The organism is Roseburia sp. AM59-24XD, assembly GCF_003478445.1.
In the GTDB taxonomy this organism is placed as follows: Bacteria; Bacillota; Clostridia; order Lachnospirales; family Lachnospiraceae; genus Jutongia.
Genome location: NZ_QUET01000014.1, coordinates 71,064 through 90,263, shown reverse-complemented (window position 1 = coordinate 90,263; position 19,200 = coordinate 71,064). Strand labels below are relative to the sequence as shown.

The window sequence follows — 19,200 nt, the reverse complement described above, 5'->3', positions numbered from 1 at the left end:
CAGAAATCCTACTGATCTGCGTCAATTTTTTAGTCACAGCTCACGGATAAATATGTTTTTCGAGGCAAAATGTCTCATTGATTTTTAGGACATAAGAAATATTATGGGCGGATTTCCATCGTTGATATGGGAAGTCTTAGTCATATTATTTGTTCAGCTGCTCGAACAGGACGTCCAGAAGAGCATCGTTATCTGCCGGATTCATGAAACAGAAACGGATATATTTGTTGTCTAGAAATGGGAATGTCGAGCAGTCACGGATCATCAGTCCCTTTCGGATCGCTGCCTCAAACAGATCCATGGAGGTCACATCATCCCGGAGGATGCGGACGAGAATGAAATTGCCGTGAGGCGGATAATATTTGATGTTCGGACACTTGTCAAGGATACTGCAGATCCGGCGGCGCTCGGAGGAGATTAACTCCTTCGTGTCGTGGATATATTCCTTATCCTGAAACATGATCTCTCCGGCAACCGCGGCAAGTGAATTGATCGTCCATGGATTCTTCTTGCTGTCGATGTCCTGCAGAAGCTGGTGGTTGCCACAGATGGCATAGCCAAGGCGCAGACCCGGCGCTGCGAAGAATTTGGAGATGCCGCGCAGGATAATGATATTATTATAATAGTTGGTCAGAGGGATCGAAGTGATCTCATCCGCTTTCTCGGAAAACTCCACATAGGTTTCGTCTACCATGACAAAGATTCCTTTTTCCTTACAGGTATCCAGAATGATCCGCATGCTCTGGCGGTCAATCTGGGACGAGGTAGGATTGTTTGGATTACACAGAACGAGAAGATCAATATCGCGGTCCAATGCCTGTGTCAGCTCATCGATATTCAGTTTGAAGTCATCACTTTCCTTCAAGCGGAAATAGTGGGAGCGGCCGCCCTCGAGACTCAGTTCGTGTTCGTATTCGGAATAAGTCGGTCCGACGATCAGTGCCTTTTTGGGATGCTTTAACTGGATCACTAGCGAGATCAGTTCGGTGGAACCGTTTCCAACGAGAATGTTGCGATAATCTGTGCCGGTATATTCGGCAATACATTTGCGCAGGCTTGTATATTCACGGTCAGGGTAAGAGGTGATGGCATCGATATGTTCCATCAGACCCTCGCGGAGCTTATAGGAGATACCGAGAGGATTGACGTTGGCGGAAAAGCTTGTGATGTCCTCCTTTTTGATGCCGTAGGCAGCTTCTATCTTTTCGAGATCACTTCCGTGAAAATGTTCCTTGTGTTCAATCATAATCTGGCCTCATTTCTATCATTTGTTATCGAACGTTGCACACAGTATACCATTTGAAAGAGGTGTTGTAAATGTTGCGTTGAGTTTTTGGCGGTTATCCTCTATAATAAAAGAAATTGACGATATGCGGTCTGTGACGGCAGGCAGCATGCAGAAATTATACGGAGGTGGTACGGATGGCAAGGAAAAAGCAATACGAAGAAAAGCAGCAGCACGGCACGGTCGAGCTTCCGGTCGGACTGCATAAAATGAGCTATCCGGCCGGCACGGATGCGATCTTTTATCTTCACTGGCATCAGGAGTTTGAGATCCTGATGGTGACGGAGGGAGAGATCAATTTTGAGATCGAGGAACGCAAATATCTGCTGCAGGAGGGAGACGGTGTATTTATCAATTCCAATCTTCTTCATTCGGCAAGGGCAGTGGACGGAAAGCCATGCAGCTTTTTCGCGATCGATTTTCATTATCAGTTTCTGCATGAGGACATTCACAGCCGGTTCGGCAGAAAGTATCTCAAACCGGTGTTGGATGGTAAGATCATTTTCCCGGAGTTTATCTCCATGCGTTGTCCGGATGAGCCGTACCGGCCGGAGTTTGCGGATACCGGCAACCGGAGAAGGACGCCTGCACAGCCGGAGCTTGAGGCAGAGTGGGACGATGGAGGCTGGCAGAAGCAGGTGCTCAGGCTGCTTCGGGAGCTGTATGCATGTCCCGAGCATGACACGGAGCCGTACGAGCTGATGCTTCGAAGCCATATCATGGGGATCTGGGACCGGCTGAACAGACAGAGTATACGCGTGTCGAGAAGGGATGAGCCGGGGGAGACAGGAAGGCTTGAGCCTGTTGTGAAGTATATGAAGGACAACTTCGCTTACGAGATCACATTATCGGAGTTAGCGGAAATGCTTCCGATGAGTGAGGGACAGTTTTGCAGGATCTTTAAGCAGACGATGAAGATGTCGCCGATGCAGTATCTGATGCGTTACCGGATATTGCAGAGCTGCCGTCTGCTGCAGGATACCGACAAGAAGATCGGAGAGATCGCCAACCTGTCCGGGTTTAACAATATCAGTTATTTCAACAAGGTATTTTTACAGACGATCGGATGTACGCCGAGAGAATACCGCAGCACCGGAAACTATTAGCCGGGAAAGGAATGTATCATTATTATGAGAGATTACCACAATATTTTGGACGCCGCACAGAGCTTTGAGAGTGCCTGGGGATTTATTTTTGACATGGATGGTCTGATCTTTGACACGGAGAGATTGTTTATGGAGCAGCTTGCCGTTGTGATGGCAGAGCGCGGATACCGCCTCAGCCGGGAGGTTTACTGCAAGAGTCTCGGGCTTACCGGTAAGAGTCTGGAGAAGCTGATGCTGACAGAATATGGTATGGATTATCCGTTTGCACAGCTTGGCAGAATTGCAAGAGAGCACGTAGATGCAATCGCAGCAACGGTCGGTCTGGAGTTAAAGCCTGACATTGTGACGTTGTTACAGTGGATCCGCCGTCAGGGACTTAAAGCTGCCGTGGCATCCTCTACCAGATCCGATATCGTGGAACGTTATCTGGAGGGTGCCGGCATCCGTAAGTATTTTTCGGTGATCGTGGGCGGAGAGATGGTAGAGAGATCTAAGCCGGAGCCGGATATTTTCCTGAAGGCAGCGCATCTTTGCGGCTTAAAACCGGAGCAGGCTGTTGTTCTTGAGGATTCCGAGAATGGTGTGCGTGCGGCTGTTGCCGCCGGCATACCGGTAATCTGTGTTCCGGATCTGAAAATGCCGGAGGACGAAGTGCGCAGGATGGCAAACATCGTTGTGACACCTCAGCTTCCGGACAAATAGAGCTTGGATATTATTTTCTGTTCAAATTTTTATGAAAAGAGGAATTCTTAATAAATTCAAATTGTCTTTTCTGCTGCGGTGAGAGCTGCGCAGAAAAGATTTCTGTCAATATCTGATTTTCTTCCTCCGTAAACTGAATATTTTCCCGCTGCATCGTCTGTTTCCACTGCATCAGCAGAGGAAGTGCCTCGGTTAATTTTTTTCCCTGCAGGGAAGCGGCAAGTTGCTCGATCATTTTCTGTTTGGCAGGCTCCATCGAGCGGAATGCCTCATTCTGATGCCATGGTTCCATAATCTGCCTCCTTTTCTTCACCGGATGTCTGGGTGAAGCTCTTTAGCTGTTCGAAAAGCTGCTGTTGTTCCGGGGAAAGCTGTGTGATCAGAAATTCCATCAGATGGTTGGAGCTTCCCATACCGCCAAAGCCGCCCAGGAGCTGCAAAAGCATCTGGAGTGGATTGGCAGATGGGGAGGAAAATCCGGCAGCATGCAGATCCGGATTTTCATCGGGACCTTGTTGTGCCATGAAATCCCGGTAATTCTGGAACAGATGGCCGGCTTTGATAAAATTCAGGATCATCTGTACGAGATCGGCTTCCCGCGGGGTGCAGAATTCTTGCATGTGCATCAGCATTTCCTCGGGCCGGGCTGTCGTTTCGCATGCTTCCAGATCGCCTGCCATGCCGCCGCGCGCCGTTGATAACAGTGCATTTGCCTGTAGTACAAGGTCGAGTGCGTACCGCTGACGCCCGGAGGTGTAGGGCTGTGCTGCACGCAGCATCGCCATACGGCGGTCTCTTTCTTCTGTGGTCATAGGATCGTCTCCTTTCTGTAAATGCATGATTTCGTGTTGTTATATGAATATGCATCCGCATGGGAAATATGATTGACAACCAATGCAGAGATTGTATAATTAAAATGTTATGCAGATGACGCGGGAAATGTATAAAAAACTGGATCATAGCAGAGAAAAGAGGCATAAATGGCAAAGAAATTGATAGACTTGATTGGTATCTCCAAAAGCTATGGAGATAAGGTGATATTAGACGACTTAAATTTATATTTAAACGAGAACAGATTTCTTACGATACTGGGACCGAGCGGTTGCGGAAAGACGACAACGCTGCGCATCCTGGGTGGCTTTGAGACGCCTGACAAGGGAAGAGTGATCTTTGAGGGCAGAGATATTACATCACTGCCGCCCAATGAGCGTCAGGTCAATACGGTTTTTCAGAAGTATGCACTGTTTACCCATATGAATATTGAGGAGAATATCGCATTTGGCTTAAAGATCAAGAATAAGTCCAAAAGTTATATCAGAGATAAAGTAAAATATGCATTGAAGCTCGTCAATCTGGACGGCTATGAGAAGCGGATGCCGGATTCGCTCAGTGGCGGACAGCAGCAGAGAATTGCAATCGCCCGTGCAATCGTGAATGAACCGAGAGTCCTGCTTTTGGATGAGCCGCTTGGAGCACTGGATCTAAAGCTTCGCCAGGACATGCAGTATGAGCTGATCCGTCTGAAGAATGAGCTCGGGATCACGTTTGTTTATGTGACACATGATCAGGAGGAGGCTCTGACGATGTCCGATACGATCGTGGTCATGAATCAGGGCTACATCCAGCAGATCGGTACGCCGGAGGATATCTATAATGAGCCGCAGAATGCATTTGTGGCAGATTTTATCGGAGAGAGTAATATTATTGATTCTACAATGGTAGAAGATCGTCTGGTGGATATTCTGGGTACGAAATTTGTCTGTGTGGATGAGGGTTTTGGCAGGAACCAGCCGGTGGATGTGGTGATCCGTCCGGAGGATATTGTATTGACAGAACCATCAAAGGGAATTATCTGCGGGCGCGTGACCTCTGCAATCTTCAAGGGTGTTCATTACGAGATGGAAGTGCAGGCGGCCGGCTTTGAATGGCTTGTTCACAGCACCGTTTTGAAGGAGCCGGGCACCGAGGTGGGAATCTGGGTAGATCCGTTTAATATCCAGATCATGCATAAGCCGGAGTCGGAGGATGAGGAGCAGGAGCGTACGCTCGAGTAGATCGGAATGGAGGAATTGACATGAGAAGATTAGGCAAAAAACTTCTTGCGGGACCATATCTGATGTGGATGCTTCTGTTTACGGTGGTTCCGCTTATATTGCTTGTATATAATGCATTTACGGCATCGGACGGATCCTTTACACTTGCCAATGTGGCTGCGATCCTTGATTCGGTCAATGGAAAGCCGTTTTTACGCAGTATCGGAATGTCACTTCTGGTGACAGGGATATGCCTGGTGCTGTCCTTTCCGCTGGCACTGATCCTGCGTAAATATTCCAGCAACAAGAACAGCTTTATCGTAATGATCTTTATTCTGCCGATGTGGATGAATTTCATGCTTCGTACTCTTGCATGGCGGCTGATCCTTCTGAACAATGGAATTTTGAATCAGATACTTATATCCCTTGGCTTTGGAAGAGTTCATCTGATGAATACGATGTGGGCGGTTATTTTAGGTACGGTTTATGATTATCTGCCGTTTATGGTGCTTCCGATCTATAACGCCCTTGTTAAGATTGACAACGATGTGATCAGCGCGGCACAGGATCTTGGTGCAGGACAGGGGACGATCCTGCGTCGGATCATCATCCGCTCAGCATTCCGGGGATCGTCAGCGGGATCACGATGGTCATGGTGCCTTCGATCAGTGAATTTGTCATTGCATCCATGCTGGGCGGCGGCAAGGTTTATCTGATCGGAAATGTGATCGAGCAGGCATTTAATTCCGGTTATGCAGATATCCATGCGGGCTCCGGTCTTTCCCTGAGTCTGATGGTTCTGATCCTGATCAGCATGGTGATCTACCGGTTCTTTGATGGAGAGGAGGGGGAAAGCGGCATATGGTAAAACAGAAAGTGACGGACGTAGCATCCAGGATCTATCTTGCATTTGCACTGATCCTGCTTTATCTTCCAATCCTGATACTTATTGTATCCTCGTTTAATGCTTCCCCGCGTAACAAGGCGGTCTGGGGAGGATTTTCGTTGTCCGGATATACAAAGCTGTTTGGAAATGACATGATCATGCAGGCACTCGGCACAACGATCCTGTTAGCGGCAGGGGCTGCGTTTGTGTCTACGATCCTTGGAACCATGGCGTGTATCGGTATGCTTGGTATGCGCAAACGCACCCGGACCTGGATCATGGGGCTGACCAATATTCCGATGCTGAATGCAGATATCGTAACCGGTGTGGCGTTGATGCTGTTATTTTCAAGATTTATCAGCTTGAGCTTCTGGACTATGCTGATCGCACATATCACGTTGATCATTCCTTATGTGGTTCTGTGTGTACAGCCAAAGGTCATGCATCTGAATATGAGTATGTATGAGGCGGCGCTTGATCTTGGGGCATCCCCTTACTATGCATTCTGGAAGGTTGTGCTGCCGGAGCTTGTGCCGGGAATTGTGGCAGGCTTTATGCTCTCCTTTACGATGTCTCTGGATGATTTCTCGGTAACCTATTTCACGAGGCACCGGGTATTCATACGATGTCAACCATGATCAATGCGGAGTACCGCAAGGGTATCCAGACAGAGCTGTATGCGCTGTCCACGATCGTGTTTGTGCTGGTGCTTCTGGTGCTTTTCCTGATGAACCGGAAGGCATGGCGTACAACGAAGAAGGCAGAACGGAAAGGGGGCGGGCTTTCATGAGGAAAAGAACAATGTTAAGCCGGCTCACGGCGGCAGGACTGGCGGTGCTATTGTCGGCATCCGGTCTGCTGACGGCATGCGGCACGACGGAGAAGAAGTCGGACAAGCGGATCGTTGTGTTTAATTACGGAGATTATATTGACCGTGATGTGCTAAAGCAGTTTGAGAAGGAAACAGGCATATCCGTAGCGTATGAGGAGTTTCTGACGCCGGAGGCAATGTACACAAAGTTTAAGAACGGAACGATCCATTATGACCTGATCTGCTGTTCGGACTATATGCTGGACAAAATGATCCAGGAAAAGGATGTGCGTAAGATCGATATGAAGCAGCTTTCCAACGCACACAATATCGGTGATACCTATTGGAAGCTGTCACAGAACTTTGATCCGGATAATGCGTATAGTGTACCGTATTTCTGGGGGACCGTCGGAATATTATACAATCCGAAGCTGCTTGACTTTAAGCCGGACAGCTGGAAGGATCTGTGGAGGAAGGACTATAAAGATAATATTATTATGCAGGACAGCGTCCGTGACAGCTTTGTGCCGGCACTGTGCCAGCTTGGTTATTCGATCAACACCACAGATAAGAACGAGCTGCAGCAGGCCAAAAAGCTGCTGATCGATCAGAAGGAGCTGGTACAGTCTTATCTGGTGGATGAGGTCCGTGATGATATGGCAAACGAGCAGGCGGCGATGGCAGTGATCTATTCCGGAGAGGCAGGGCTTGCAAGAGACTACAATGAAGATCTCGAGTTTGTAGTTCCCAAGGAGGGCTCGGATGTATGGATGGACAGCTGGGTGATCCCGAAGGATGGTGAAAACTACGAGGGTGCCGTGAAGTTTCTGGATTTCCTGTGCCGCGAAGATATTGCTATGCAGAATTTTGAGTATGTATATTATTCTACACCGAATACGGCAGTGTTAGATGAGATCGATCCGGAAGAAAAGGAGGATGATCCGGTGATCTTCCAGTCGGAGGATGTAGTAAAGAACTGTGAAATGTTCCGCTATCTCGGCAAGGACATGGAGGAATATTACAACTATATGTGGAAGGAATTGAAAGCATATTAATTGATTCGGAGACACAAAAGGGGATTGAAAAGCCATGGACAGGCGTGGTAAAATATATGTAATTAAGTAATTCTTTGGAGGTAGTATTATGGGAAGAAAAAAGAGCACAAAAAAGGAGAAAAAGGAGAGACAACAGGATAAAGTGGGGTTTATCCATTCGTTGAAGTTCCGTATGACCGTGCTGATGATCTGTGCTGTGATCGTGACATGCTCCGTGATCCTGGCTCTGATCATCCCGGCCGCACAGAGGACGCTGCTGGATCAGACGATGAATTATCTGCAGGATGTGACGGTAAGCGACGGATCGAAACTGGAGGTGCTTCGTAAGCAGATTCAGAACAAGAACACGGATTCCCTGCGTTCTTCATTTAAGGACGTTGGCATCGAGGGCGTTGCTTCCAGCTATGCCTATGTTGTGGATTCGACCGGAACAATGAAGTATCATCCGACCGAGGAGAAGATTGGCAAGCCGGTGGAGAACGCTGTGATCAAGGGGGTTGTACAACAGATGGCGCAGAAGCAGCGCCCGGAGTCGAAGGTAGTTACTTATGACTTTAACGGAGTGAAAAAGTACGCGTCCTATTATGTGGATGAGGCATGTGATACCGTGCTTGTAATTTCTGCCGATGAGTCGGATATTCTGGCGCCGTTACACAGAGTCGTTTATATCAGCATTGGAGCGGCGGTTATTGTAGACATCTTTATGACGATCCTTTCATTGATCCTGATCTCAACGAATCTGCGTCCGATCGGTCGGATATCGGATATTGTCAGCAAGATGGCAGGGATGGACTTTACGCCGACACCGGGAGCGGAGAAGTTAGTGAAGCGCAAAGATGAGACAGGAGTGATGAGCCGGTCTGTGGCAAATCTTCGGAAAGAGCTTGTGACGATGGTCGAGGAGATCCAGAGCAAGAGTAACGATCTGTTCAGTGCATCGGAGCGACTGGACCGGGATGCATCCGATACGGCAAAGACCGTAGAGCAGGTTGGAAATGCTGTTGGTGATATTGCAAGCGGTGCGACCAATCAGGCACAGGAGACACAGAACGCGACAGAGCATGTTATTGATATGGGGAATATGATCGAAGCAACCAACAAGGAAGCGGAGATTCTGGAGAATAATTCCCAGAGCATGAAGAATTCCAGTGATCATGCGATGGCCATCCTGAATGAGTTGATGGCAGTCAATGAGAGAACCAAGGTTTCCATTGAGGAGATTTATGAGCAGACGAACATCACGAATGCATCTGCACAGAAGATCAAGGATGCAACCTCACTGATCGCCTCCATCGCGGAGGAGACGAATCTGTTGTCTCTGAATGCTTCCATCGAGGCAGCGCGTGCCGGAGAGCAGGGAAGAGGTTTTGCTGTGGTTGCTTCACAGATCCAGAAGCTTGCGGAGCAGTCGAATGAATCAGCAAGCCAGATCGATGATATTACATCTGCATTGATCAAGGATTCGACCAGGGCAGTTGAGACGATGCAGCAGGTACGCAATATCATGGATGAGCAGAGTGACAAGATGACGCAGACAGATCAGATGTTCCATCAGGTGAACAATGGTGTTGCAAATGCACTGGAAAGTGTGGTACATATTACAGGTAAGACAGAGAATCTGGATGATTCCAGAGAAAAGGTAGTCGATGTGGTTCAAAACCTTTCTGCGATCGCAGAGGAGAACGCTGCAAGCAGTGAGGAGACATCCGCTTCCGTGGCAGAGGTTACCAACATTGTACAGGATATTTCTGAGAATGCGGCACAGCTTAAAGAGATTGCATATGGACTGGATCAGAGTGTGAAAAAGATCCGTCTGTGATCAGGATACATGATAATGGCAACGCAGCAGGAAACTGCTTATACAGAGTTTCTGCTGCGTTTGTCTGTATAAAACTACAAGAAATGAAGAAAGGCTTGGTAAGAAATGGCAGGATCGACATTTGGCAGTATATTTAAGGTGACAACATGGGGAGAGTCCCACGGAAAGGGCGTCGGTGTTGTGGTGGACGGCTGTCCGGCAGGACTGGCACTGGATGAGCAGACGATACAGAAGTATCTGAACCGGAGAAAGCCGGGACAGACCAGATATTCCACACCGCGTAAGGAAGAGGATCTGGTGGAGATCCAGTCAGGCATCTTTGAAGGAAAAACCACAGGTACACCGATCTCACTGGTGGTTTACAATAAGACACAGCGTTCGAAGGATTATTCTGAAATTGCAGGCTATTACAGACCAGGGCACGCGGATTATACCTTTGATGAGAAGTATGGCTTCCGGGATTATCGTGGAGGCGGACGTTCCTCAGGAAGAGAAACGATTGGCAGAGTTGCTGCCGGAGCAATTGCCGAGGAGTTGCTGAAAAGCCTTGGAATTCATGTGCAGGCATATACAAGGTCGATCGGTGGGATCGACATTGATGAAACGAAGGCTTCCATGGATAATATCATGAAAAGCCCGCTTTACATGCCGGATCTAGATGCATCTGAGAAAGCAGAGCTCTTGCTGGAGCAGAAGATGAAGGAACAGGATTCTGCAGGCGGCGTGATCGAATGTGTTGTCCGGGGCATGCCTGCCGGGATCGGAGAGCCGGTTTTTGAAAAACTGGACGCTAATCTGGCGAAGGCTGTGATGTCCATCGGTGCAGTTAAGGGCGTGGAGATCGGAGATGGCTTTGCTGTGGCTTCTGCCTTTGGCTCTGACAATAACGACAGCTTTGTGGCAGCAGAGAATGGAAGCATTGCCAAAAAGACGAACCATGCAGGAGGAATCCTCGGTGGAATGAGTGACGGCAGTGATATTATATTGCGGGCGGCGGTGAAGCCGACTCCGTCCATTGCACGTAAGCAGCAGACGGTTAATCGTGATGGCGAGGACATTGAGATTTCTATTAAGGGAAGACATGATCCGGTGATCGTGCCGAGAGCGGTTGTGGTTGTGGAAGCAATGAGTGCACTCTGTGTGCTTGATATGGTGCTTCTTGGAATGACTTCAAGACTGGATAAGATTCAGGAGTTCTGGAAACGGCAATAAAAAGGTCAAAACAAGCGTTTTGCCCTTAATGTCACACTACGTTACGAGCATTTTATCAGGCAATAAAAAAGGGCAAAACCAGCGTTTTGCCCTTGATTCACGCTACGTTACGAGTATTTTCCCGGACAATAAAAATACCGGCAGATCCGAAGAAACTGCCGGTGGACCAATTTGGTCTGCTCGTTTAAAAGGAAACGATATGTTTAGAATCCGTTTCCGCAGCAACAGCAAAGGATCAGGATCCAGAGAATGGAATTGCATCCGCATCCATCTCCGCCAAAACCGCCGAAGCCGTTGTTGCCATTACCGCAACAGCAGCAGAGGAGAAGAAGGATAATGATCCAACTACATCCTCCGTTGTCTGATGAACATCCGCCGCCGCAACCGGTTGCTGCTAAATCACTCATGGTAACCTCCATTCTGTCAGAAGATCTGACAGTCAAATTTATTTACATTGTTATAGTATGTATCAGTGCTTGGACAGTTTCCGGCAGTTTGTCAAAAGGAGACAGAATCTTTTCTGATGCATATGATGAAGTAACTCCATTTTACATAAACATCCACCGGAGTTTAATTCCGGGGATAGAATGGAGGGTATTATGAGATACTTTTATTACGGACCGGAAAAGGCAAAAGAGACGGCAGTTGAGTCATCCGAGGAAGACCGGAGACAGAAACAGGAGGATGATCTTGTGATCGAGGAGGATACGATTTATGAGATCGACCGGGAGTGTGAGGCGTGCCGGAAGAGAATTTCAAAGGGACAGTGGTAAAGCAGTTATGAAGAACGGTACTGAAAAGGAAAAGGCTGCCCCGTAAGGGCAGCCACGTAAGTAGTTTTGACCGCCGGTAAATGCCATTAACGGTCAGGGTCTGCACGGTTGTCAGAAGCCGTTACCGCAGCAGCACAGGATAAGTAAGATCCAGATGATGGAGCTGCAGCAGCTGTCGCCGCCAAAGCCGCCGAAGCAGTTGTTGCCATTTCCACAACAGCAGCAGAGCAGAAGGAGAATGATGATCCAACTACATCCACTATCATTTCCTCCGTTGCTGCATCCACATCCGCAATCGGTTGCTGCTAAATCACTCATGAAAACCTCCGTTCTGTCATTATCAGTGACAGGATATATTTACATTTTTAACCTATGCAGGGCGGCTTGGACAGTTTCCGAAATAATCAAAAATGATGCAAAGGGCAAAATACCTTTGATTCCAATATCATAAAATAAAAGAAAGGCATGGAAGATCACAATGAGAGATCAACACAAAAGAAAAGACGTATGGCACCGGAAAATGAGATATGGAAAGAAATTATGTGCAGCGGGTCTTAGTATTTGTCTGCTTCTGACAGGATGCTCCGGTCTGCCGTTTGGCAAAGATAAAAGCCGTGACGTATATACGCCGCCGAAATCTACAGATGTAGAATGCACGCAGGAGCCGGAAGTAATCGGGATGAGTGACGAAGATGCAACCTATGCCTCTCTGGAATATCTGAACCTGATGAGTGACGAGGAGAAGGTCGGACAGCTTTTCAATGTCAATCTGGAGCTTTTAGACCAGACGAAGGGACAGTATTACGAACATAAGAAGCTTACAAAAGCAATGAAAGAAACACTGGAGCAGTATCCGGTCGGTGGAGTTACATTATTTTCCAGAAATATCTGGAACCGGAAGCAGACCAAAAAGCTGATCCGCAAGTTGCAGAAGAATTCCTCAACACCGCTGTTTGTGTGTGTGGATGAGGAAGGCGGCGATGTGGCACGGATCGGAAATAACCCGAAAATGAAAACGGACACATTTCCGAGTATGGAAGAGATCGGTAAGACAGAGGATGCCGATTATGTATATTATATGGCTGAGACGATCGGCAGCCAGATCGGAGAGCTTGGCTTTAATGTCGATTTTGCTCCTGTAGCAGACGTTAAGACGACCGAGATGAACAGTGAGATCGGAACGCGCTCCTTTGGTGATGATCCGAAAAAGGTGGCAGAATATGTCAGTGCCTATGTAAAGGGGCTTGAGAGCCAGAATATCTGCTCCACGCTCAAGCATTTTCCGGGACAGGGCTCCTCCAGCGGAGATACCCATCAGGGAAGTGTCGACATTGACAGCAGCATATCAAAACTGCGACAGATTGATTTTGTTCCGTTTGTAAACGGAATGGATGCAGGAGCGGATTTTGTGATGATCTCCCATATTTCGGTGAGTCGCGTTACCGAGACGAGCGAACCGGCAAGCCTGTCAAATCTGATCATGACAACGATCCTGCGTGAGGAGTTAAATTACAGCGGACTGATCATTACCGATGCATTTGATATGGCATCGATCACGGACAAATATTCTGCCGGAGATGCCGCAGTCAAGTCCTTTGAAGCAGGGGCGGACATTATTCTGATGCCGGAGGATCTGCCGGGGGCGTTCGATGCTGTTTTAAAACGTGTGCAGTCAGGAAAGATCACGGAGAAACGGTTAAATGATACGGTTCAGCGTATTCTGAAATTAAAGTTTCAGAAGGGAATTATGACTCTCGAGGATACCGCACAGAAGAAGGAAGCAGAGTAAATCACAAAAAGTTACAAACAAGTCTTGAGATTTTCCGTGAAATTGATATAATATATCTTGTGTTATTAGGGTGTTTAGGACAATTGCATAGGAATGGAGACAAAAATGAGTGAGCATACCAAATGTAACAAACAGACATCATGTGAGAAATGCCATTGTTCCGGCTGCCTGCTTGCACAGGCGGAAGAACCGAAGCTCGGGGAAGAGTGCGGAGTATTCGGAATGTACGATATGGAAGGCAGGGACGTTGCGTCTACCATCTATTACGGACTGTTTTCCCTCCAGCACAGAGGACAGGAGAGCTGCGGTATTGCAGTGAGCCGTACAGACGGTCCTCAGAGGAATTCATCCTCCGTCAAGGGAATGGGACTCGTCAATGAGGTATTCAATGCTGAGAATCTTGGCAAGATGAAAGGTGATATCGGAGTTGGTCATGTGCGTTATTCGACAGCAGGAGCAAGTGTTGCCGAGAATACACAGCCGCTGGTTCTGAACTATATCAAGGGAACCCTTTCACTGGCACATAACGGCAATCTGGTCAATGCACTGGAGCTTCGCCGCGAGCTGGAGCTGAGTGGTGCGATCTTCCAGACTACGATTGATTCAGAGGTGATCGCATATCTGATCGCGAGAGAACGTCTGAAGGTCGGCAAGGTAGAGGAAGCGGTCAAGGAAGCCATGAAAAAGATCAAGGGAGCTTATTCTCTTGTAGTGGCAAGTCCGCGTAAGCTGATCGGAGCAAGAGATCCGTTTGGATTCCGTCCGCTTTGTATCGGCAAGAGAGACGGGGCATATATCCTGTCCAGTGAATCATGTGCACTTGATACGGTTGGCGCAGAGTTTATCCGTGATGTGGAGCCGGGGGAGATCGTGACGATCACGCCGGAGGGAATTTCTTCGGACAAGTCTCTGATGACAGGCAGTCATGCAAAATGTATTTTTGAGTACATTTATTTCGCAAGACCGGACAGTTACATAGATGGCATCAGCGTTCACAGTTCCCGGATTACAGCCGGAAGGATCCTGGCACAGACACATCCTGTCGACGCCGATATCGTTGTGGGTGTACCGGAGTCCGGTAATGCAGCAGCGATGGGCTTTGCTCTGGAATCCGGCATTCCGTACGGAACGGCTTTCGTCAAGAACAGTTATGTGGGAAGAACCTTCATTAAGCCAAAGCAGTCGGCGAGAGAGTCGAGTGTTATGGTTAAGCTGAATGTTCTTCGTGAAATCGTTCGCGGCAAGCGTGTTGTCATGGTTGATGATTCCATCGTCCGTGGAACGACAAGTGCGCGTATTGTGAAGATGCTCAAGGATGCGGGAGCGAAGGAAGTGCATGTGCGCATCAGTTCTCCACCATTCAAATATCCATGTTATTTTGGAACAGATGTACCGTCCAGTGATCAGCTGCCGGCATTCAGCCATACGGTAGAGCAGATCGCAGAGATGATCGGTGCAGATTCTCTGGGATATCTTGATCTTAACAGGCTCAGTGAACTGATCGATGGAGATCAGGGCTATTGTAATGCCTGCTTCTCCGGAGATTATCCGTTAGATCCTCCGAAGGAGATATCCGTGGAGATTACGACAAATAATGCAGGTGTTGTGGGTATAGGTTGAAGCGGTTCTGTGCCGGATCAATTTGTACTGAACATATAAAACAAAGGTGTGCGAAACAGCACAGAAATGAGGTTAGATATGAGTAACGACAGATACACAAGTCCACTGTCCGAGAGATACGCCAGCAGAGAGATGCAGTACATATTCTCTCCGGACAAGAAATTCAAAACCTGGAGACGTTTATGGATCGCGCTTGCCGAGGCAGAGAATGAACTTGGACTTCTGGATGAAAACGGCAATCCTGCTGTGACAAAGGAGCAGATCGAGGAACTGAAGTCTCAGGCAGATAATATCAATTATGATGTTGCCAGAGAGAGAGAGAAGCAGGTTCGTCATGATGTTATGTCACATGTATATGCTTACGGTGTTCAGTGTCCGAAGGCAAAGGGAATCATTCATCTGGGAGCTACCTCCTGTTATGTCGGAGATAATACCGATGTCATCATTATGACAGAGGCACTTCATCTGATCCGCAACAAGCTGATCAACGTGATTGATGAGCTGTCCCGTTTTGCGATGAAGTACAAATCACAGCCGACACTTGCGTTTACTCATTTTCAGCCGGCTCAGCCTACAACTGTAGGTAAGAGAGCAACTCTGTGGCTGCAGGAATTTCTGATGGATCTGGAAGACCTGGATCATGTCATTGATCATATGAAGCTTCTTGGTTCCAAGGGAACAACAGGAACACAGGCAAGCTTTATGGAGCTGTTTGACGGCGATGAGGAGAAGGTTAAGAAGCTCGACAAGATCATTGCCAAGAAGATGGGCTTTAAGGAGTGCTTCCCGGTATCCGGACAGACCTACTCCAGAAAGCTTGATACAAGAGTTGTAAATGTACTTGCAGGCATTGCAGCAAGTGCACACAAGTTCTCCAATGATATCCGTCTTCTTCAGCATCTGAAGGAGATTGAAGAGCCGTTCGAGAAGAATCAGATCGGTTCCTCCGCAATGGCATACAAGAGAAATCCAATGCGCAGCGAGCGTATTGCATCTCTTTCCCGTTATGTGATGGCTGATGTCACCAACACAATGTTCACCTCTGCATGTCAGTGGTTTGAGCGTACTCTGGATGATTCTGCCAACAAGCGTATCAGCGTACCGGAGGGATTCCTGGCAACAGATGGTATCCTTGATCTGGTATTAAATGTTGTGGATGGTCTTGTCGTATATGATAAAGTGATCGAGAAACGTCTGATGGCCGAGCTGCCGTTCATGGCAACCGAGAATATCATGATGGATGCCGTCAAAGCAGGTGGAGACAGACAGGAGCTTCATGAGAAGATCCGTCAGCTCTCTATGGAAGCAGGCAAGAATGTTAAGCAGGAAGGAAAAGAAAACAATCTGCTGGAGCTGATCGCTGCAGACGATGAGTTCCCGATGACACTGCCGGAGCTGCAGGCATTGATGGAGCCATCCAGATATACAGGACGTTCTGCTTCACAGGTAGAGGAGTTTATTCAGGAGATTGTTCAGCCAATTCTGGATGAGAATCAGGAAATCCTTGGAATGAAGTCCGAGATAAACGTGTAGGAATCAATTACCGGAAGTATGCTTCTATGAGTGAACCGAAGTAAGAAGTATTTTCCATTCCCGTGTCGTTGTGCTGCCAGGCATGGGAACCAGGTCAGGGCAGTACAGAAATGGGGGCTATTTATGGTTACAGCAATCGTTGGAGCAAACTGGGGCGATGAGGGAAAAGGAAAGATCACCGATATGTTAGGTGAGAAGTCCGATATCATCGTACGTTTTCAGGGAGGAAGCAATGCAGGTCACACCATCATCAATGATTATGGTAAGTTTGCACTGCATCTTCTGCCATCCGGTGTATTTTACAATCACACCACAAGTGTTATCGGCAACGGTGTTGCACTGAACATTCCATATCTGTTTAAGGAGATCAATTCCTTAGTAGAGCAGGGCGTGCCAAAGCCAAAGATTCTGGTATCTGACAGAGCACAGATCCTGATGCCGTATCACATCCTGTTCGATCAGTATGAGGAAGAGCGTCTCGGAAAGAAATCCTTCGGATCCACAAAGTCCGGAATCGCTCCGTTCTATTCTGATAAGTACGCTAAGATCGGTATTCAGGTATCCGAGTTGTTCGATGATGATGTGTTAAAGGACAAGATCGCACGCATCTGCGAGCAGAAGAACGTTACACTGAAATATCTTTACAATAAGCCGGAGCTTGATCCGGATGAGCTTTTAAATACACTTCACGAGTATCGTGATATGGTCGCTCCTTATGTCTGCGACGTATCTGCTTTTCTTCGTCAGGCGATCAAGGAAGGCAAGGGTATTCTGTTAGAGGGACAGCTTGGTTCCCTGAAGGATCCGGATCACGGTATTTACCCAATGGTTACTTCTTCCTCTACATTGGCTGCATACGGCGCAATCGGCGCAGGTATTCCTCCATATGAGATCAAGAGAATCGTTACTGTTGTAAAGGCCTATTCCAGTGCCGTTGGTGCCGGCGAGTTCGTCAGTGAGATTCACGATGAGGTAGAGGCTGAGGAGCTTCGTAAGCGTGGCGGAGACGGTGGAGAGTACGGTGCAACAACAGGACGTCCACGTCGTATGGGCTGGTTCGATGCAGTAGCATCCCGTTACGGCTGCCAGATCCAGGGTGCAACAGAAGTAGCACTGACTGTTCTTGACTGTCTCGGATATCTCAAGGAGATTCCGGTCTGCGTTGGTTATGAGATCGATGGAGAGGTTGTAAAGGACTTCCCTGTAACCGCAAAGCTTGCTAAGGCAAAGCCTGTTTATGAGACACTGCCGGGCTGGAACTGCGACATCAGAGGTATTACCGAGTATGACAAACTTCCGGAGAACTGCCGTCGTTATATCGAGTTCATCGAGAAGGAGATCGGTGTGCCGATCACAATGGTATCAAACGGACCAAAGAGAAGCGAGATCATCTATCGCTAATTAAATTTATGGAATAATCGTGCAGGAGGCTGATCCACTGATGGGTAGCCTTCTGTTTTGTTCTGGTATAGGAAAATGCTCGTAATGTGGTGGGAAGCAAGGATGAAACGCTGGTTTCGCTCTTTTGTTCTAAATTTTTAATTCTTTATGAAAATATTGTAATGTGGAATATATGTATTTTCGTTTTAACTTTTTTTGATCTTTGGTGGAATTTGTGTTTTTTATATAAGCAATATATTCATTGATGTATTTACTTTGTAAAAATGGGAGAGTAACAACTCTCCCATATAGATATCATCACTCGGTCACTTTTTGTTTACCGAGGTGTCAGAACCGTCACACCTCTCATCGCTCTGTCATTTTTTGATTAATGTCCTGTCAGAACAGTCACAGGACTCATTGTGTGATGAAGAAATCAATTCAGATTTCTTATATATATTATATACAGCATGTGATAAAATATCATTGTCAAAAATAAACAAAAAACATATAAATATCTGTTTGTTTTGCATAGAAGATCTTTTTTGCAATAAAAGGGAGGATGAAACAATGTATGATCGATTAACCAGACAGGATGTTGAAAAGATGGAGAAGGAGTTGGAGCATCGCAAGCTTGTCGTGCGTAAGGAAGCCCTGGAAGACGTCAAGGAGGCGAGAGCGCAGGGAGATCTCAGCGAGAACTTTGAATATAAAGCAGCCAAGAAAGTGAAAAATCGTAACGAGAGCCGGATCCGCTATCTGGAGCGGATGATCAAGACGGCTCAGATCGTGGAGGACGATGCCGGTGAGGAGGAGCTTGGACTCAATGATACCGTTGTCGTTTATGTCCCGGAGGATGACTGCGAAGAAGAGTATAAGATTGTCACAACGATCCGTGCAGATGTAATGAATAATATGATCAGCATTGAATCACCCATGGGGAAATGTCTGTTGAAGCATCGTGTGGGCGACACGGTTACAATAGAGCTGGAAAATGGAGTAAAATACGATGTTGTCATCCGTGAGATCCGTAAAAGTGATGATGAATCGGAGGAAATCAGCCGATTCTAAAATGAAGAGAATTAATATCAGGACTGGCATACTGGCTGTAAAACAGAGAGTATGCAGTCTGATTTGTTTTCGATTGAGCATAACGACAGATTTTTTCAGAGATTTTATAAATTCCTATTGACAGA

General features: G+C 47.4%; 18 protein-coding genes and 2 pseudogenes. 15 read left to right on the top strand and 5 right to left on the bottom strand.

Going from position 1 to position 19,200, the window contains the following annotated elements; all coding sequences use genetic code 11:
* Positions 1-145 precede the first annotated feature (145 nt).
* Entirely contained in the window at positions 146-1,246 is a 1,101-nt protein-coding gene (locus tag DXA20_RS08500) for a pyridoxal phosphate-dependent aminotransferase (RefSeq protein ID WP_118560079.1), read from the bottom strand.
* A gap of 176 nt (positions 1,247-1,422) precedes the next feature.
* Between DXA20_RS08500 and DXA20_RS08495 the strand changes: the two genes are divergently transcribed.
* Positions 1,423-2,391 (top strand): AraC family transcriptional regulator, encoded by a 969-nt coding sequence (locus DXA20_RS08495; protein WP_118560077.1) that lies wholly within the window; start codon positions 1,423-1,425, stop codon positions 2,389-2,391.
* Between the two features lie 24 nt (positions 2,392-2,415).
* Positions 2,416-3,093 (top strand): HAD family hydrolase, encoded by a 678-nt coding sequence (locus DXA20_RS08490; protein WP_022307244.1) that lies wholly within the window; start codon positions 2,416-2,418, stop codon positions 3,091-3,093.
* Between the two features lie 10 nt (positions 3,094-3,103).
* Here the strand turns inward: DXA20_RS08490 and DXA20_RS08485 are convergent, their stop codons facing one another.
* Both DXA20_RS08485 and DXA20_RS08480 read right to left on the bottom strand, forming a co-directional pair.
* Positions 3,104-3,385 carry a hypothetical protein gene (locus tag DXA20_RS08485; protein ID WP_118560075.1) on the bottom strand — a complete coding sequence of 94 codons (282 nt, stop codon included), beginning with the start codon at positions 3,383-3,385 and terminating at the stop codon, positions 3,104-3,106.
* Positions 3,363-3,905 carry a hypothetical protein gene (locus tag DXA20_RS08480; RefSeq protein ID WP_118560073.1) on the bottom strand — a complete coding sequence of 181 codons (543 nt, stop codon included), beginning with the start codon at positions 3,903-3,905 and terminating at the stop codon, positions 3,363-3,365. The genes DXA20_RS08485 and DXA20_RS08480 overlap by 23 nt, the downstream gene beginning before the upstream one ends.
* A 168-nt stretch (positions 3,906-4,073) precedes the next feature.
* Between DXA20_RS08480 and DXA20_RS08475 the strand changes: the two genes are divergently transcribed.
* The 7 genes and pseudogenes from DXA20_RS08475 (at position 4,074) to aroC (ending at position 10,909) form a co-directional block, all read left to right on the top strand.
* Entirely contained in the window at positions 4,074-5,147 is a 1,074-nt protein-coding gene (locus DXA20_RS08475; RefSeq protein WP_022307241.1) for an ABC transporter ATP-binding protein, read from the top strand.
* Between the two features lie 20 nt (positions 5,148-5,167).
* Positions 5,168-5,994, top strand: a pseudogene (locus DXA20_RS08470) (ABC transporter permease).
* A complete protein-coding gene (locus DXA20_RS16770; RefSeq protein WP_243100585.1) occupies positions 5,988-6,650 on the top strand; it encodes an ABC transporter permease in 663 nt (220 codons plus the stop codon). The pseudogene DXA20_RS08470 and the gene DXA20_RS16770 overlap by 7 nt, the downstream one beginning before the upstream one ends.
* Positions 6,647-6,802 carry a hypothetical protein gene (locus tag DXA20_RS16765; protein WP_243100584.1) on the top strand — a complete coding sequence of 52 codons (156 nt, stop codon included), beginning with the start codon at positions 6,647-6,649 and terminating at the stop codon, positions 6,800-6,802. The genes DXA20_RS16770 and DXA20_RS16765 overlap by 4 nt, the downstream gene beginning before the upstream one ends.
* The gene (locus DXA20_RS16760) at positions 6,799-7,878 is read left to right on the top strand and encodes an ABC transporter substrate-binding protein (RefSeq protein WP_243100583.1); all 1,080 of its coding nucleotides are present in this window, start codon (positions 6,799-6,801) and stop codon (positions 7,876-7,878) included. The genes DXA20_RS16765 and DXA20_RS16760 overlap by 4 nt, the downstream gene beginning before the upstream one ends.
* 88 nt (positions 7,879-7,966) lie before the next feature.
* The gene (locus tag DXA20_RS08460; protein ID WP_118560071.1) at positions 7,967-9,697 is read left to right on the top strand and encodes a methyl-accepting chemotaxis protein; all 1,731 of its coding nucleotides are present in this window, start codon (positions 7,967-7,969) and stop codon (positions 9,695-9,697) included.
* A gap of 105 nt (positions 9,698-9,802) precedes the next feature.
* Entirely contained in the window at positions 9,803-10,909 is a 1,107-nt protein-coding gene (gene aroC / locus DXA20_RS08455; protein WP_022307236.1) for a chorismate synthase, read from the top strand.
* A gap of 203 nt (positions 10,910-11,112) precedes the next feature.
* On the opposite strand, the gene DXA20_RS08450 is transcribed toward aroC, so the two are convergent.
* Complete coding sequence (locus tag DXA20_RS08450) at positions 11,113-11,316, bottom strand: chorion class high-cysteine HCB protein 13 (RefSeq protein WP_118560069.1); 204 nt, start codon at positions 11,314-11,316, stop codon at positions 11,113-11,115.
* 192 nt (positions 11,317-11,508) lie between these two features.
* Between DXA20_RS08450 and DXA20_RS16160 the strand changes: the two genes are divergently transcribed.
* A complete protein-coding gene (locus DXA20_RS16160; protein ID WP_022307235.1) occupies positions 11,509-11,682 on the top strand; it encodes a hypothetical protein in 174 nt (57 codons plus the stop codon).
* 111 nt (positions 11,683-11,793) lie between these two features.
* Here DXA20_RS16160 and DXA20_RS08445 read toward each other — a convergent pair whose 3' ends face one another.
* On the bottom strand, positions 11,794-12,000 hold the full coding sequence (locus DXA20_RS08445; RefSeq protein ID WP_118560067.1) for a chorion class high-cysteine HCB protein 13: 207 nt from the start codon (positions 11,998-12,000) through the stop codon (positions 11,794-11,796).
* Between the two features lie 160 nt (positions 12,001-12,160).
* Between DXA20_RS08445 and DXA20_RS08440 the strand changes: the two genes are divergently transcribed.
* The 5 genes and pseudogenes from DXA20_RS08440 (at position 12,161) to greA (ending at position 19,075) form a co-directional block, all read left to right on the top strand.
* Positions 12,161-13,471, top strand: a complete 1,311-nt coding sequence (locus DXA20_RS08440; protein WP_022307233.1) for a glycoside hydrolase family 3 protein — start codon at positions 12,161-12,163, stop codon at positions 13,469-13,471.
* A gap of 222 nt (positions 13,472-13,693) precedes the next feature.
* A pseudogene (gene purF / locus DXA20_RS08435) lies at positions 13,694-15,066 on the top strand (amidophosphoribosyltransferase).
* Positions 15,067-15,169: 103 nt separating this feature from the next.
* Positions 15,170-16,624: an adenylosuccinate lyase gene (gene purB, locus DXA20_RS08430; protein WP_118560063.1), complete on the top strand. Its 1,455-nt coding sequence runs from the start codon at positions 15,170-15,172 to the stop codon at positions 16,622-16,624.
* A 123-nt stretch (positions 16,625-16,747) separates the two neighbouring features.
* Positions 16,748-18,025 (top strand): adenylosuccinate synthase, encoded by a 1,278-nt coding sequence (locus DXA20_RS08425; RefSeq protein WP_118560061.1) that lies wholly within the window; start codon positions 16,748-16,750, stop codon positions 18,023-18,025.
* A gap of 549 nt (positions 18,026-18,574) precedes the next feature.
* The gene (greA, locus tag DXA20_RS08420; protein ID WP_022307228.1) at positions 18,575-19,075 is read left to right on the top strand and encodes a transcription elongation factor GreA; all 501 of its coding nucleotides are present in this window, start codon (positions 18,575-18,577) and stop codon (positions 19,073-19,075) included.
* Positions 19,076-19,200 lie beyond the last annotated feature (125 nt).

Bases quoted from the DNA above. Each gene is read 5' to 3' on its own strand.
- DXA20_RS16770 (WP_243100585.1), top strand. From the start codon at position 5,988: ATGGTAAAACAGAAAGTGACGGACGTAGCATCCAGGATCTATCTTGCA.
- DXA20_RS16765 (WP_243100584.1), top strand. From the start codon at position 6,647: ATGATCAATGCGGAGTACCGCAAGGGTATCCAGACAGAGCTGTATGCG.
- DXA20_RS08495 (WP_118560077.1), top strand. From the start codon at position 1,423: ATGGCAAGGAAAAAGCAATACGAAGAAAAGCAGCAGCACGGCACGGTC.
- DXA20_RS08460 (WP_118560071.1), top strand. From the start codon at position 7,967: ATGGGAAGAAAAAAGAGCACAAAAAAGGAGAAAAAGGAGAGACAACAG.
- DXA20_RS08425 (WP_118560061.1), top strand. From the start codon at position 16,748: ATGGTTACAGCAATCGTTGGAGCAAACTGGGGCGATGAGGGAAAAGGA.
- DXA20_RS16160 (WP_022307235.1), top strand. From the start codon at position 11,509: ATGAGATACTTTTATTACGGACCGGAAAAGGCAAAAGAGACGGCAGTT.
- purB (WP_118560063.1), top strand. From the start codon at position 15,170: ATGAGTAACGACAGATACACAAGTCCACTGTCCGAGAGATACGCCAGC.
- DXA20_RS08475 (WP_022307241.1), top strand. From the start codon at position 4,074: ATGGCAAAGAAATTGATAGACTTGATTGGTATCTCCAAAAGCTATGGA.
- DXA20_RS16760 (WP_243100583.1), top strand. From the start codon at position 6,799: ATGAGGAAAAGAACAATGTTAAGCCGGCTCACGGCGGCAGGACTGGCG.
- DXA20_RS08500 (WP_118560079.1), bottom strand. From the start codon at position 1,246: ATGATTGAACACAAGGAACATTTTCACGGAAGTGATCTCGAAAAGATA.
- DXA20_RS08445 (WP_118560067.1), bottom strand. From the start codon at position 12,000: ATGAGTGATTTAGCAGCAACCGATTGCGGATGTGGATGCAGCAACGGA.
- DXA20_RS08450 (WP_118560069.1), bottom strand. From the start codon at position 11,316: ATGAGTGATTTAGCAGCAACCGGTTGCGGCGGCGGATGTTCATCAGAC.
- DXA20_RS08480 (WP_118560073.1), bottom strand. From the start codon at position 3,905: ATGACCACAGAAGAAAGAGACCGCCGTATGGCGATGCTGCGTGCAGCA.
- DXA20_RS08490 (WP_022307244.1), top strand. From the start codon at position 2,416: ATGAGAGATTACCACAATATTTTGGACGCCGCACAGAGCTTTGAGAGT.
- greA (WP_022307228.1), top strand. From the start codon at position 18,575: ATGTATGATCGATTAACCAGACAGGATGTTGAAAAGATGGAGAAGGAG.
- DXA20_RS08485 (WP_118560075.1), bottom strand. From the start codon at position 3,385: ATGGAACCATGGCATCAGAATGAGGCATTCCGCTCGATGGAGCCTGCC.
- DXA20_RS08440 (WP_022307233.1), top strand. From the start codon at position 12,161: ATGAGAGATCAACACAAAAGAAAAGACGTATGGCACCGGAAAATGAGA.
- aroC (WP_022307236.1), top strand. From the start codon at position 9,803: ATGGCAGGATCGACATTTGGCAGTATATTTAAGGTGACAACATGGGGA.